Here is a 14665-nt window from a genome sequence, read left to right as displayed (position 1 = left end):
CACGCGTCGTTCATGACCGCGGGGCGACTTCACCGGTACGGGGACGAGCGACCTCGTCGTCCGGTGGTCGGACGGCGAGGTGACGCTCTACAAGGACGTGGACGAGACCACGAAGCTGCGGAACGAGATCCGGCTGCGTCCGCGCGGCAGTTTCTGGACCCGTGCGCACGGCATCGCGGCGGGCCGCTTCGGGGGCGGCAACGCGCGCGCCGACGACCTCCTGGTCCGCTGGTCCGACGGCCATGTCAGCGTCTACACCAACGTCGACGGCAACGGGCTGCACGCCGAGCAGAAGCTCCTCCCCGCCGGCAAGACCTGGACCTACGCCCGCGACATCGCCGCCGGCGACTTCAGCGGCTCGGCGGGCGGGCAGGACCTGCTCGTCCGCTGGGTGGACGGTGAGGTCTCGGTCTACGAGGACGCGGCGGGCCGGAAGCTGACGACGGAGCGGCAGCTCAGGAAGCCGAAGTCCGCCTGGCGCAACGCCGCCGTGGTGACCGTCGGGGCCCTCGGCGGTGGCGGCGGGGCCGCCGGGCGGGCGGACGATGTCGTGGCGCGGTGGCCCGACGGGAAGCTCGCGGTCAACGCCGATTCGAGCGGTAAGGGCCTGGGGCGGGAGCGGGTGCTCGTCCCCTCGCCGGGCCGCTGAGCGAGCCCACAACGCAGTGCGGGCCGGCTCCCTCAGGAGCCGGCCCGCAGATCTGCCTCAGCCGGTTACGCGGGCACGCTCGCGACACCCGGCGCCAGGAACTTCTTGCCGGTCACCCGCTCGGAGACGCCCTCGCGGTCCAGGTACGGCGTGATGCCGCCCAGGTGGAAGGGCCAGCCGGCGCCGGTGATCAGGCACAGGTCGATGTCCTGCGCCTCGGCGACCACGCCCTCGTCCAGCATCAGGCCGATCTCCTGCGCGACGGCGTCCAGGACGCGGTCGCGGACCTGGTCCGCCGTCAGCACCGAGTCGCCCTGCTGGAGCAGCGCGGCGACCTCGGGGTCCAGCTCCGGCTTGCCGGAGTCGTAGACGTAGAAGCCGCGCTTGCCGGCCTCGACGACCGCCTTGAGGTTGGGGGAGACCTTGAAGCGGTCCGGGAAGGCGCCGTTGAGCGTCTCGGAGACGTGCAGCCCGATCGCCGGGCCGACCAGCTCCAGCAGCACGAGGGGAGACATCGGCAGGCCCAGCGGCTCCACCGCCTTCTCCGCCACCTCGATCGGGGTGCCCTCGTCGATGACGTTCTGGATCTCGCCCATGAAGCGGGTCAGGATGCGGTTCACGACGAACGCCGGGGCGTCCTGGACCAGCACCGCGGTCTTCTTCAGCTTCTTGGCGACACCGAAGGCCGTGGCCAGCGAGGCGTCGTCGGTCTTCTCCCCGCGCACGATCTCCAGCAGCGGCAGGACCGCGACCGGGTTGAAGAAGTGGAAGCCCACGACCCGCTCGGGGTGCTTGAGCTTCGAGGCCATCTCGGACACGGAGAGCGAGGAGGTGTTGGTGGCGAAGATCGCGTGCGCCGGGGCGACGGCCTCGACCTCCGCGAACACCTGCTGCTTGACGCCGATCTCCTCGAAGACGGCCTCGATGACGAAGTCCGCGTCGGAGAAGCCCTCGGCCTTGTCCAGCACACCGGTCACCAGGGCCTTGAGGCGGTTGGCCTTGTCCTGGTTGATCCGGCCCTTGCCGAGCAGCTTGTCGATCTCGGCGTGGACGTAGCCCACACCCTTGTCGACCCGCTCCTGGTCGATGTCGGTCAGCACGACCGGCACCTCCAGGCGGCGCAGGAAGAGCAGCGCCAGCTGAGAGGCCATCAGACCGGCGCCGACGACACCGACCTTGGTGACCGGACGCGCCAGGTTCTTGTCCGGGGCGCCGACGGGCCGCTTGGCGCGCTTCTGCACCAGGTTGAACGAGTAGATGCCGGCGCGGAGCTCGCCGCCCATGAACAGGTCGGCGAGCGCCCGGTCCTCGGCGTCGAACCCGGCCTGCAGGTCACCGTTCTTGGCCTCGGCGATGATGTCCAGCGCACGGTAGGCGGCCGGGGCGGCGCCGTGCACCTTGCCGTCCGCGATGAACTTCCCGCGCTCGACTGCCTGGTCCCAGGCCGCACCGCGGTCGATCTCGGCGCGCTCGACCGACACCTCGCCCTTGAGGACGTTCGCGGTCCAGATCAGCGACTGCTCCAGGAAGTCCGCACCCTCGAAGATCGCGTCGGCGATACCGAGGTCGAAGACCTGCTGGCCCTTGAGCTGCTTGTTCTGGTTGAGCGAGTTCTCGATGATGACCGAGACGGCCTTGTCGGCGCCGATCAGGTTCGGCAGCAGCGTGCAGCCGCCCCAGCCCGGGACGAGACCCAGGAAGACCTCGGGCAGGGAGAAGGCCGGCAGGGCCTTGGAGACGGTGCGGTACGAGCAGTGCAGACCGACCTCGACGCCACCGCCCATGGCGGCACCGTTGTAGTACGCGAAGGTCGGTACGGCCAGCGCGGACAGCCGCTTGAAGACCTCGTGGCCGCCCTTGCCGATGGCCAGCGCGTCCTCGTGCTTCGTCAGCAGCTCGACGCCCTTGAGGTCGGCGCCGACGGCGAAGATGAACGGCTTGCCGGTGATGCCGACACCGACGATGTCGCCGTCCGCGGCCTCCTTCTCGACCTGGTCGAGCGCGGCGTTGAGCTTCGCCAGCGAGCCGGGTCCGAAGGTGGTCGGCTTGGTGTGGTCGAAGCCGTTGTCCAGCGTGATGAGCGCGAAGCGCCCGGCGCCGAACGGCAGGTCGAGGTGGCGTACGTGCGCGGACGTGACGACCTCGTCGGGGAACAGCTCGGCCGCGCCCTTCAGCAGCTCGGCGGTGGTGGTGGTGCTCACTTGCTGCCTCCGGCGTCCTTGTGGTTCGGGTTCTCCCAGATGACCGTCGCGCCCATGCCGAAGCCGACGCACATGGTGGTCAGGCCGTAGCGGACCTGCGGCTGCTCCTCGAACTGGCGGGCCAGCTGCGTCATCAGCCGGACGCCGGAGGAGGCCAGCGGGTGACCGAAGGCGATGGCGCCGCCGTACTGGTTGACGCGCGCGTCGTCGTCGGCGATGCCGTAGTGGTCGAGGAAGGCGAGCACCTGCACGGCGAACGCCTCGTTGATCTCGAAGAGGTTGATGTCCTCGATGGACAGGCCCGCCTTGGCGAGGGCCTTCTCCGTCGCCGGAATCGGGCCGTAGCCCATGACCTCCGGCTCCACGCCCGCGAAGGCGTAGGAGACCAGGCGCATCTTGACCGGGAGGTCGTTCTCCCGGGCGAAGTCCTCGGAGGCGATGATCGAGGCGGTGGCACCGTCGTTGAGACCGGCGGCGTTACCGGCGGTGACGCGGCCGTGCGTACGGAACGGCGTCTTCAGGCCGGCGAGGTTCTCCAGGGTGGTCCCCGGGCGCATCGGCTCGTCGGCGGTCACCAGGCCCCAACCGGTCTCGCCGACCTCGGCGTTGGTGTTGCGCACCGAGATCGGGACCAGGTCCTGCTGGATCTTCCCGTTGGCGTACGCCTTCGCCGCCTTCTCCTGCGAGCGCACGGCGTACTCGTCGGCGCGCTGCTTGGTGATGTGCGGGTAGCGGTCGTGGAGGTTCTCCGCGGTCATGCCCATGAACAGGGCGGACTCGTCGACGAGCTTCTCGCTGACGAACCGCGGGTTGGGGTCGACACCCTCGCCCATGGGGTGGCGCCCCATGTGCTCGACGCCGCCGGCGATGACGGCGTCGTACGCGCCGAAGGCGATGGAGCCGGCGGTGGTCGTGACGGCCGTCAGCGCACCGGCGCACATACGGTCGATGGAGTAGCCGGGCACGGACTGCGGGAGGCCCGCGAGGATGCCGGCGGTGCGGCCGATGGTCAGGCCCTGGTCGCCGATCTGCGTGGTGGCGGCGATGGCAACTTCGTCGATCTTCGCGGGGTCCAGGGCCGGGTTGCGGCGCAGCAGCTCCCGGATGGCCTTCACGACGAGATCGTCGGCGCGGGTCTCGTGGTAGATGCCCTTCGGGCCCGCCTTGCCGAACGGGGTGCGGACGCCGTCGACGAAGACGACGTCCCTAGCGGTACGAGGCACGTTGGCTCTCCTCCAGGTGCGGGGTGGCACTGCTGCGGGGCGCCCCCAGGGACGCTCACACCGACATGCTACTTACGGGTAACCAAGCTGCACACCCCCACCGCCCGGAGCGGTGAAGGTCACACCGGATGGAGGGGCGGACGACCGGCCGGAGGCGGGGGCGGCCCACGCGCCCGGGTGAGAGAAAACGTCCGAATGCCATGCGTACTGGCGCATTTCCCATCATCGCGAACTTAAGGTGCCCGCATGGACAGGAAACGGAGTGCTGAGGTGACACGGGGCGGCCGGGCGCCGGGCCCCCGAGCGGTCGGGCTGGTCTGCGCCGCGGCCGCCGCGGGTGCGCTGCTGTCGGGCTGCGCGAACGACGACACGAGCCGGCGCGGCAGCGCGGCCGCCGCCTCTCCCGCGGCGGCGCAGCCCACGCGGACCGCCTCCCCGACGGGCGGGCTCACTGAGGACCAGTCCGAGCGCAAGGCCCTCATCCCGACGGCCAAGGTGGACTACGACCAGGCGCTGCGTGCCGCGGTCGCGGCCGTCCCCGCCTCGAAGCCGGTCTCCGCCGAACTCGAGGGCTCCAGCGGCGGCCCCACCTGGGACACGGAGGTGGCCGCCTCCGACGGTGCCGTCCACCGCGTCCGCGTCGACGCGGTCTCCGGCAAGGCGGGTCAGCCGCAGGCCGAGACGGGTCAGGACGCGGACGACAGGCGCGCGCTCGCCGCCCGGCTCGGCAAGGCCACCGTCACGGCGCAGCAGGCCGCACAGACGGCCACCGCCAAGACGAAGGGCACCGTCAGCTCCATCGAGCTCGACGGTTCCGACAGCGGCACGGTGAACTGGTCCGTCGACGTGGTGACGACCAACGACTGGAACAAGACCGCGTACGACATCGACGCGACCGACCGCAAGGTTCTGCGGGAGCACGCCGACACCGACTGACGGCCGCCCGCCGGCGGTCCCCGCGCGCGGGGACCGCCCGGGACGTCAGCCGGCGTCCGGGTCCGCCAGGAGCGCCTCGGTCAGGAGCGGGGCGACCTGTTCGATCTGCCAGGGGCGGGCGCCGTGGCCTTCGAGGACCGCGCCGACCGACTCCAGGGTCGGCTCGGCCGGCGGCTCCCAGCACAGGCGGCGCACCGTGTCCGGGGTGATCAGGTTCTCCTGCGGGAGGTTCAGGCGCTCGGCGAGCGCGGTGACCGCGGCACGGGCGGCCGTCAGGCGGGCCGCCGCGACCGGGTCCTTGTCGGCCCAGGCGCGGGGCGGCGGCGGGCCGTTGAGCGGCTGGCCGGGCTGCGGCAGCTCGTTCTCGGGGAGCGCACGGGCGCGGTCGACCGCGGCCTGCCACTGCTCCAGCTGTCGGCGGCCCATGCGGTGGCCGAAGCCGGACAGCGCCGCCATCGCGTGGCTGTTCGCCGGCAGATGCAGCGCCGCCTCCACGATCGCGGCGTCACTGAGCACCTTGCCCGGCGAGACGTCGCGCCGCTGGGCGACCTGGTCACGGGCCGTCCACAGCTCCCGTACGACCGCCATCTGGCGGCGCCTGCGGACCTTGTGCATACCGGACGTGCGGCGCCAGGGGTCCTTGCGGGGCGGCGGCGGGGGAGCGGCGGCGATCGCCGCGAACTCCTGCCGGGCCCACTCCAGCTTCCCCTGCCGGGTCAGCTCCTCCTCCAGCGCGTCGCGCAGGTCCACCAGCAGCTCGACGTCGAGCGCGGCGTAGCGCAGCCAGGGCTCGGGCAGCGGGCGGGTGGACCAGTCGACGGCGGAGTGGCCCTTCTCCAGGGCGTAGCCGAGGACGTTCTCCACCATCGCGCCCAGGCCGACGCGGGCGAAGCCGGCCAGCCGTCCGGCCAGCTCCGTGTCGAACAGCCGGGAGGGCACCATCCCTATGTCGCGCAGGCACGGCAGATCCTGCGTGGCGGCGTGCAGCACCCACTCGGCGTCGCCGATCGCCTCGCCCAGTTCCGTGAGGTCGGGGCAGCCGACCGGGTCGATCAGTACGCTGCCGGCGCCCTCGCGGCGCAGCTGGACGAGGTAGGCGCGCTGTCCGTAGCGGTAGCCCGAGGCCCGCTCGGCGTCCACGGCCACCGGTCCGGTACCGGCCGCGAAGGCGGCCACGACCTCGGCGAGCGCCTCTGGCGTGGCGGTCACCGCGGGGATGCCCTCACGGGGCTCCAGGAGAGGGACCGGCGCCGGTCGGGGATCCGGAGGCGAGTCTCCGGGTGCTCGCAGTGTCGTGTCTGCTGCGGTCTTTTGGGCGTCGGTCACCAGTCAAGGGTATCTGTGTATGCACGTCGCCCGTCGAGGGAATGATCCCTCGACGGGCGAGCCGGTCGTGTAGGGGGTCAGTGGATGATGCCGGTGCGCAGCGCGACCGCCACCATTCCGGCGCGGTCACCGGTGCCCAGCTTGCGGGCGATCCGGGCGAGGTGGCTCTTGACGGTCAGCGCCGACAGTCCCATCGAGACGCCGATGGCCTTGTTGGACTGGCCCTCCGCCACCAGCCGCAACACCTCGACCTCACGGCCCGACAGCTCGCGGTAGCCGCCGGGGTGCCCGGGGGCGCCCGGCGGGCGGCGCTGCATACGGGCCGCGTTGGCGCCGATCGGAGAGGTGCCGGGACGGCCGGGAATGCCCAGGTTGGTTCGGGTGCCGGTGACGACATAGCCCTTGACGCCGCCGGCCAGGGCGTTGCGTACCGCGCCGATGTCGTCGGCCGCGGAGAGCGCGAGGCCGTTGGGCCAGCCGGCCGCGCGTGTCTCGGACAGCAGCGTGAGGCCGGAGCCGTCGGGAAGGTGGACGTCGGCAACGCAGATGTCGCGCGGATTGCCGACGCGGGGACGGGCCTCCGCGATGGACGACGCCTCGATCACATCACGTACTCCAAGGGCCCACAGGTGGCGGGTGACGGTGGAGCGGACGCGAGGGTCGGCCACGACGACCATGGCCGTCGGCTTGTTCGGGCGGTAGGCGACCAGGCTCGAAGGTTGCTCGAGGAGAACAGACACCGGGCCTCCTGGGGGAGTGGCGGGGACGGAAGCCGGCTTGGGGGAGCCGGAATGATCCGTGTTTGAAGGGTCACTGACCTCTTCGGCAGCAATCCGGCGGGACTTTAGACTTTGATCACGATTTAGTTAGGGGCAATTCGGGCAAATCGGATGGGTGATCGATCAGGTGTGGACATGGAGTGCCCACCGAGGTGATCAGAGCCGTGCGCGAACGTGATCAGCGCGGGCAAGGAGCGACGCCCTGTTGACGGCGCCGCGCACGGCCGGTACGGCTCAGCGCGGCTGCGGACCGCGGCGCTGCGGCAGCGGTACGACCCCGCCGCGCGGCGCCATGTCGAGCGGGGCCGGCGGCAGCCCGGCGACCTGGCACAGCAGATCGCACCACGCCGCCAGATGCGCCGCCAGATCCGGCACCCCGCCGGGGCCCTCGGCCGGTGTCCAGGACGCCCGGATCTCGATCTGGGTCGCCGGCTCGCGCGCGGCGAGCCCGCCGAAGTAGTACGACCCGGCCCGGGTCACCGTGCCGCTCGGCGCGGCGTACCGCACCCCGCGCGCATCCAGCGCACCCGTCAGCCACGACCAGGACACCTCCGGCAGCAGCGGATCGGCGCCCATCTCCGGCTCCAGCTCCGCCCGCGCCAGCGTCACCACCCGGAAGGCGCCGTGCCAGCTGTCGTCCCCGGCCGGGTTGTGCAGCAGCACCAGCCGTCCGTCCGCCAGATCCTTGTCCTCGCCGCCCGGCCCCGAGCCGTGATCGACGACCGCCGCCTCCAGCGCGTACGCGTACGGAGCGAGCCGTTTCGGCGCGGGGGTCGGGTCGATCTCGATCTCCGGCCGCAGTCGTGCCGCGCGAAGCGCCTCGACCGCCTGACGGAAGGGGATCGGGGCCTCGTCCGCGCTGTCCGCGAGGTGTTCATGAGCCGCAGCCATGCCCGGAAGATTAGGCGGAACCGGGCCCGCATACGCGGAGGACACCCGGTACGCGCGTCGCCCATTCGGAGGCCCCCTCGGGCGCATGCGAAGATTTGGGGCGTGAGCGCCAATGAGAGCCCCACGGGCCAGCAGCAGACCGGTACATACGACTCGGCCTTCCTGAAGGCCTGCCGGCGTGAGCCGGTGCCGCACACCCCCGTGTGGTTCATGCGCCAGGCGGGCCGCTCACTGCCCGAGTACCGCAAGGTCCGCGAGGGCATCGCGATGCTCGACTCCTGCATGCAGCCCGAGCTGGTCACCGAGATCACGCTGCAGCCCGTGCGCCGCCACGGCGTCGACGCCGCCATCTACTTCAGCGACATCGTCGTCCCCCTCAAGGCCATCGGCATCGACCTCGACATCAAGCCCGGCGTCGGCCCGGTCGTCGAGAACCCGATCCGCACCCGCGCCGACCTGGACCAGCTGCGCGCCCTGGAGCCCGGCGACGTCCCGTACGTCACCGAGGCCATCGGCCTGCTCGTCCGCGAGCTGGGCAGCACCCCGCTGATCGGCTTCGCCGGCGCGCCCTTCACGCTCGCCAGCTACCTCGTGGAGGGCGGCCCGTCCCGCAACCACGAGCACACCAAGGCCCTCATGTACGGCGACCCGCAGCTGTGGGCCGACCTCCTGGACCGCCTCGCCGACATCACCGCGGCCTTCCTCAAGGTCCAGATCGACGCCGGGGTGAGCGCCGTCCAGCTCTTCGACTCCTGGGTCGGCGCGCTCGCGCCCGCGGACTACCGCCGCTCCGTGATGCCGGCCTCCGCCAAGGTGTTCAAGGCGGTCGAGGGCCTCGGCGTCCCGCGCATCCACTTCGGCGTCGGCACCGGCGAACTCCTCGGCCTGATGGGCGAGGCCGGCGCGGACGTCGTCGGCGTCGACTGGCGGATCCCGCTGGACGAGGCGGCCCGCCGCGTCGGCCCCGGCAAGGCACTCCAGGGCAACATCGACCCGGCCGTCCTCTTCGCCCCCCGCGAGGCCGTCGAGACCAAGGCCCGCGAGGTCCTCGACGCCGCCGCCGGCCTCGAAGGCCACATCTTCAACCTCGGCCACGGCGTGCTGCCCGACACCGACCCGGACGCGCTGACCCGCCTCGTGGAGTACGTCCACACACAGACGGCGCGCTGAACGGAACTGCACCCCCGCCCCGGGGCGTCGTGGACAGCATGAACGCCACCCCCGACGCCCCGATAGCGGAGCTCGCCGCCGCCTGGGACGAGATCCGCGCCGAGTACTACGCGGACCACGACACGGACCTGGTGCTGGCCTGCGCCCGAGCGCTCGCCGCCGACCCCGGTGGCGAGCGCGCCTGGCTGTGGACCTTCGGGCTGCTGATGACCGCCGACTACGTCAGCCTGCAGCCCGCCTCCGACGGCACCGCGGCGACCGTGCTCGACGCGCTGCGGGCCACCGACCGGGAGCTGCGCCAGCGCCCCTGCGCACACGACGAGCACCCCTACGAGGGCGACCTCGAAGAGGAGCTGGAGTGCCTGGTCTCCTACCTTCCGCTGCTGGAGTGCGGCGCCGCGCCGGCGGGGGAGGAGGACTGGGGCGGCGGGCACTTCAGCGAGGTGTGGCGCTGCCCGCGCAATGTCGCCGGGTACGCCAGGGTGGCCATCGACATCCTCGCCCCGGGGACCACCGACGGCATCCCGGCCCGTCTGTCCACCGCCGACCAGGAGGAGGTCAGCGACCTCGCCTCCATCCTGCACGGCTACCCCGCCCCGGGGGTCAGCGTGTCCTGGTCGCTGTCCCACTACGGCAAGGCGCTCGCCGAGGCGACCGAGCCCGCCGAGCGCGCCGGGCTGGTCGTCATCGTCACCGCGCTGTCCTGGTACGCGGACGCCGGCCTCGTGCCGTCTCCGGGGCCGCTCAACGATCTGATCGCCGGGCTCGCGTCCGTACCGGCGGCCCCGGCCGGAGCGGACTGCGGGCACGGCCCGTCGGCGCACCCGGACCTCCCCACGGCCCCGGAGGACGTCATCACGGCCGGGATGTGCCTCAAGAGCCCCAGCGGGCGGCGGCTGCTCGCCGAGCACGGCGGCCGGCACGGCACGGACGTGCCGCCGGAGGCGTGGCTGTGCCCGGCGTTCGTGGCGGAGCTGGCCCGTGAGTCGCTGGAGCGGGTGCGGACGGCCCGCGAGAAGCAGTTCGGCGCGCTGGGGGCGGCCCGCTAGGACATCAGCCGGCGTGCGGGCCCGGCCCGGGGACTCAGCTCCCGGCGGCCCGTACGGCCCCCGTGGCCTTGCGGGCCGCCACCAGTACGGGATCCCAGACGGGGGAGAACGGCGGGGCGTAGCCGAGGTCGAGGGTGGTCATCTGCTCCACCGTCATCCCGGCGGTGAGCGCGACCGCCGCGATGTCCACCCGCTTGCCGGCGCCCTCACGGCCGACGATCTGCACCCCGAGCAGCCGGCCCGTGCGGCGCTCGGCGAGCATCTTGACGTGCATCGGGCGGGCGCCGGGGTAGTAGCCGGCCCGGCTGGTGGCCTCCACGGTCACCGTGACGAAGCGGAGACCGGCCGCGTGCGCCTCCCGCTCCAGCAGGCCCGTCCGGGCGATCTCCAGGTCGCAGACCTTGCTGACGGCGGTACCGACGACACCGGGGAAGGTCGCATACCCGCCGCCCACGTTGGAGCCGATGACCTGACCGTGTTTGTTGGCGTGGGTGCCCAGCGCGATATGGCGGGTGCGGCCCGAGACGAGGTCGTGGACCTCCACGCAGTCGCCGCCCGCCCAGACGGCGTCCTGGCCGCGTACCCGCATCGCCAGGTCGGTGAGCAGCCCGCCGGACCCGCCCAGCGGCAGCCCGGCCGCGGCGGCCAGCGTGGTCTCCGGGCGCACGCCCATGCCCAGCACCACCACGTCCGCCGGGTACTCGGCGTCCTCGGTGGTCACCGCGCGGGCCCGCCCTCCCCCCTGTCCGGTCAGCACACCCGTGACGGTCGCGCCGCGCACCGTCTCGATGCCCATCCGGCACATCGCCTCATGGACCAGCGCGCCCATGTCCGGGTCGAGGGTGGACATCGGCTGTGCACTCTGCTCCAGGACAGTGACCTGGTAGCCGCGGTGGATCAGCGCCTCGGCCATCTCCACGCCGATGTAGCCCGCGCCGACCACCACCGCCCGCCGCCCCGCGGTCCGCTCCAGGCTGTCCAGCAGGGCCCGGCCGTCGTCGAGGTTCTGCACGCCGTGCACCCCCGGCGCGTCGATCCCCGGCAGGTCGGGCCGGCGTGGCCGCGCGCCGGTGGCCAGCACCAGCTTGTCGAAGCCGGTCCAGGACTCCCGGCCGCCGTCGTCCAGCTCCCGGGTGCGCACCCGGCCGCGGTCCAGGTCGAGTTCGGTGACCTCGGTCCGCATCCGCAGATCGATGTCCCGGGCGCGGTGCTCCTCGGCCGTACGGGCGATCAGCGCGTCCGGCCCGTCGACCACGCCGCCCACCCAGTACGGGATCCCGCAGGCGGAGTACGACGTGAAGTGGCTGCGCTCGAACGCGGTGATCGCCAGCTCGTCGGGCCGCTTCAGCCGGCGCGCCTGCGATGCGGCGGCCATCCCCGCCGCGTCGCCGCCGACGACCACCAGCCGCTCCGCCGTCATACCGTCTCCCTTCGCCGCCGCCCGTACCGCGTCGGCTCCGTCCGCCCAGCATGACGCCGAAGCCGTCCAGGGGAGAGCGGACAGCCGCCCCGGGGCGTGCGTGTTCTAGCGTTCCAGTACCAGCGCGAGGCCCTGGCCGACGCCGATGCACAGCGCGGCCAGGCCGGTGCCCGAGCCCAGGGCGGCGAGCTGGTGGGCGACCGCGCCGGCGAGGCGGGCGCCGGAGGCACCGAGCGGGTGGCCGATGGCGATGGCACCGCCGCGCGGGTTCACCACGGACGGGTCGAGCTCCGGCCACTGGCCGATGCAGCCCAGTGCCTGGGCGGCGAACGCCTCGTTCAGCTCGAAGGCGGCGAGATCGGCGAAGCCGCGGGAGGACCGCTCCAGCGCGCGGCGCACCGCCTCCACCGGTCCCAGGCCGAAGAGCTGCGGCTCGACACCGGTCACCGCGCTCGCGCGGATCCGGGCCAGGGGCTCGCGCCCGGTGGCCCGCAGGCCCTCCTCGTCGGCGAGCAGCAGCGCGGCGGCGCCGTCGTTGAGCGGTGAGGAGTTCCCCGCGGTGACCGTGCCCCCGGCCGTACGGAACACCGGCTTCAGCTTGGAGAGCGCCTCCAGGGAGGAGCCCTCGCGGATGGTCTCGTCGCGCTCCAGGTCCACGTCCGGCAGCGGCACGACCTCCGCGTCGTAGGCGCCCTCCTGCCAGGCGCGGACCGCCTTTTGATGGCTGGCCAGCGCGAAGACGTCCTGCTGCTCGCGGGTGATGCCGTACTGGTCGGCGATGAGCTCGGCGCCCTCGCCGAGGGAGACCGTCCACTCCGGGCGCATCCGGGAGTTGACCATCCGCCAGCCCAGCGTCGAGGAGAACATCTCCTGATGGCCCGCGGGGAAGGCCCGCTCGGGCTTGCGCAGCACATACGGCGCGCGGCTCATCGACTCCACGCCGCCGGCCACCGCGATCCGCGCGTCGCCGTGCGCGATGGCGCGGGCCGCCTGGATGACCGCCTCCAGGCCCGAGCCGCACAGCCGGTTCACGGTCACGCCGGGCACGGTGGCCGGCAGCCCGGCCAGCAGCACCGCCATCCGCGCCACGTTCCGGTTGTCCTCGCCCGCGCCGTTGGCATCGCCGAAGCAGACATCGTCGATCCGCGCCGGATCGAGCTCCGGTGTGCGGTCCACCAGGGCCCTGAGCACATGGGCGGCGAGATCGTCGGGGCGGACCCCGGCCAGCGCGCCGCCGTACTTGCCGACGGGGGTGCGCACCGCATCGACGATGTAGACATCCCGTACGCGTGGGTCGGTCATCAGGCGCTGTCCTCGCTGTCCCGGCTCGGCGGTCGGCGGCGGTACGAAGATCGCCACCCGTCGCCCCGAGTCTTTGCCCGCCGGTGCCCGCTGTCAACGGGGTCCTCGGTCACCTTCCTCCGGGACGGCCGGGTCACCCTCTGCCGGGACGGCGGCGGCGTCTTTGCGCGGACCGCGGTCGCCCTCCGCGGATCGCGATCCGGTCACGGTGCTGTCAGTGCGCTCTGAGAGAGTGGAGGCATGAGTGGAGCGCACACCCGTACGGACCGCGGGCCCGGGAGCATCGGTCATGTGGTCGTCGTCGGAGGAGGCATCTCCGGACTGGCGGCGGCGCACCGCCTGCTGGACGGCGGCGCCCGGGTGACGGTCCTGGAGGCGTCCGACCGGCTGGGCGGCAAGCTGCGCACGGGCGAGATCGCGGGCGTACCGGTCGATCTCGGTGCCGAATCGATGCTGGCCAGACGCCCGGAGGCGGTGGAGCTCGCGCGCGCCGTCGGCCTCGGCGAGCGGCTGCAGCCGCCCACCACCGCCACCGCCTCGCTGTGGACCCGCGATGCCCTGCGCCCGATGCCCAAGGGCCATGTGATGGGCGTCCCCGGGGACCTCGGCCCGCTCGCCGCCTCCGGTGTGATCTCCCCGGAGGGGCTCGCCCGCATCGAGGAGGACGCCCGTCTGCCGCGCACCGAGGTCGGTGACGACGTCGCCGTCGGCGAGTACGTCGCCCGCCGCCTGGGCCGCGAGGTCGTCGACCGGCTCGTCGAACCCCTGCTGGGCGGGGTGTACGCGGGCGACGCCTACAAGATCTCGCTGCGCGCCGCCGTGCCCCAGCTGTTCGAGGCCGCGCGCAGCAGCCGTTCGCTGCTCGACGGCGTACGCGGCATCCAGGCGCGGGCGGCCGCCGCGGCCCATGTGACCGGCCCCGCCGCGACCGGCTCCGTCCAGGACAGCCCCGTCTTCATGGGCATCGCCGGCGGCATCGGCACGCTGCCGGGCGCGGTGGCCGACGCGGTACGGGCCAAGGGCGGCGAGATCCGCACCGGCGCTCCGGTCACCGCCGTACAGCGCTCGGCCGACGGCTGGCGCATCGTCCTCGACGGCGCCCCGCTCACCGCGGACGCCGTCGTCCTGGCCACCCCCGCGCAGGCCACGGCCCGCCTCCTGGCCGCCGAGAGCACCTCCGCCGCCGCCGAGCTGGCCGCCGTCGAGTACGCCTCGATGGCGCTGGTCACCATGGTCTTCCGGCGCGCCGAGATGACGCGGCCGCTCACCGGCAGCGGCTTCCTCGTGCCCCCCGTGGACGGCCACAAGATCAAGGCGTCCACGTTCGCCGGCAACAAATGGGGCTGGATCGGCGACGCCGACCCGGACCTCTTCGTGCTGCGCACCTCCATCGGGCGCTACGGCGACGAGGAGGACCTGGCGCGCGAGGACGCCGAGCTGGTCGCGTTCTCGCGGGCCGACCTGCGCGCGGCGGTCGGGCTGACCGCCACGCCGGTCGCCGCCGAGGTCACCCGCTGGACCGGCGGACTGCCCCAGTACCCCGTCGGGCATCTGGCGCGGGTGGCCCGTATCCAAGGCGCCGTCGCGCAGCTGCCGGGCCTTAGGGTGTGCGGCGCGCTCTACGAAGGCGTCGGCATCCCGGCCTGCATCGCCTCGGCCCGCAAGGCCGCCGACGACATCCTCGGCACCCTGCGGCCGGACAGCGGACCGGGCGAGTGA

General features: G+C 73.0%; 12 protein-coding genes. 5 read left to right on the top strand and 7 right to left on the bottom strand.

The window, feature by feature from the left end:
• The first annotated feature begins 79 nt into the window (after positions 1-79).
• Positions 80-649 (top strand): hypothetical protein, encoded by a 570-nt coding sequence (locus ACWD6P_RS06100; RefSeq protein WP_451442826.1) that lies wholly within the window; start codon positions 80-82, stop codon positions 647-649.
• A gap of 65 nt (positions 650-714) precedes the next feature.
• Here the strand turns inward: ACWD6P_RS06100 and ACWD6P_RS06095 are convergent, their stop codons facing one another.
• Both ACWD6P_RS06095 and ACWD6P_RS06090 read right to left on the bottom strand, forming a co-directional pair.
• Positions 715-2850 carry a 3-hydroxyacyl-CoA dehydrogenase NAD-binding domain-containing protein gene (locus ACWD6P_RS06095; RefSeq protein WP_451442825.1) on the bottom strand — a complete coding sequence of 712 codons (2136 nt, stop codon included), beginning with the start codon at positions 2848-2850 and terminating at the stop codon, positions 715-717.
• Positions 2847-4073, bottom strand: coding sequence for a thiolase family protein (locus ACWD6P_RS06090; protein ID WP_451442824.1), 1227 nt, complete (start codon positions 4071-4073; stop codon positions 2847-2849). The genes ACWD6P_RS06095 and ACWD6P_RS06090 overlap by 4 nt, the downstream gene beginning before the upstream one ends.
• 246 nt (positions 4074-4319) lie before the next feature.
• Between ACWD6P_RS06090 and ACWD6P_RS06085 the strand changes: the two genes are divergently transcribed.
• Positions 4320-5009, top strand: a complete 690-nt coding sequence (locus ACWD6P_RS06085; protein WP_451442823.1) for a PepSY domain-containing protein — start codon at positions 4320-4322, stop codon at positions 5007-5009.
• Between the two features lie 45 nt (positions 5010-5054).
• On the opposite strand, the gene ACWD6P_RS06080 is transcribed toward ACWD6P_RS06085, so the two are convergent.
• The 3 genes from ACWD6P_RS06080 to ACWD6P_RS06070 form a co-directional block, all read right to left on the bottom strand.
• Positions 5055-6335 carry an HRDC domain-containing protein gene (locus ACWD6P_RS06080; RefSeq protein ID WP_451442822.1) on the bottom strand — a complete coding sequence of 427 codons (1281 nt, stop codon included), beginning with the start codon at positions 6333-6335 and terminating at the stop codon, positions 5055-5057.
• A gap of 77 nt (positions 6336-6412) precedes the next feature.
• Positions 6413-7075 (bottom strand): response regulator transcription factor, encoded by a 663-nt coding sequence (locus tag ACWD6P_RS06075; RefSeq protein ID WP_006602452.1) that lies wholly within the window; start codon positions 7073-7075, stop codon positions 6413-6415.
• Between the two features lie 273 nt (positions 7076-7348).
• Complete coding sequence (locus tag ACWD6P_RS06070; protein WP_451442821.1) at positions 7349-8005, bottom strand: DUF3000 domain-containing protein; 657 nt, start codon at positions 8003-8005, stop codon at positions 7349-7351.
• Positions 8006-8107: 102 nt separating this feature from the next.
• Here ACWD6P_RS06070 and hemE point away from each other — a divergent pair, with 102 nt between their 5' ends.
• On the top strand, positions 8108-9175 hold the full coding sequence (gene hemE, locus ACWD6P_RS06065; protein WP_451442820.1) for a uroporphyrinogen decarboxylase: 1068 nt from the start codon (positions 8108-8110) through the stop codon (positions 9173-9175).
• 38 nt (positions 9176-9213) lie between these two features.
• Entirely contained in the window at positions 9214-10224 is a 1011-nt protein-coding gene (locus ACWD6P_RS06060; RefSeq protein ID WP_451442819.1) for a hypothetical protein, read from the top strand.
• A gap of 34 nt (positions 10225-10258) precedes the next feature.
• Here the strand turns inward: ACWD6P_RS06060 and ACWD6P_RS06055 are convergent, their stop codons facing one another.
• Together ACWD6P_RS06055 and ACWD6P_RS06050 are read right to left on the bottom strand one after the other, a co-directional pair.
• The gene (locus ACWD6P_RS06055) at positions 10259-11644 is read right to left on the bottom strand and encodes an FAD-dependent oxidoreductase (RefSeq protein WP_451442818.1); all 1386 of its coding nucleotides are present in this window, start codon (positions 11642-11644) and stop codon (positions 10259-10261) included.
• Between the two features lie 105 nt (positions 11645-11749).
• Positions 11750-12946, bottom strand: a complete 1197-nt coding sequence (locus tag ACWD6P_RS06050) for a thiolase family protein (protein WP_451442817.1) — start codon at positions 12944-12946, stop codon at positions 11750-11752.
• A gap of 240 nt (positions 12947-13186) precedes the next feature.
• On the opposite strand from ACWD6P_RS06050, the gene hemG reads away from it, so the two are divergent.
• Positions 13187-14665, top strand: a complete 1479-nt coding sequence (gene hemG, locus ACWD6P_RS06045; RefSeq protein WP_451442816.1) for a protoporphyrinogen oxidase — start codon at positions 13187-13189, stop codon at positions 14663-14665.

It is taken from the genome of Streptomyces sp. NPDC002446, from assembly GCF_053595675.1.
This window is presented reverse-complemented; position numbering and strand designations above follow the sequence as displayed.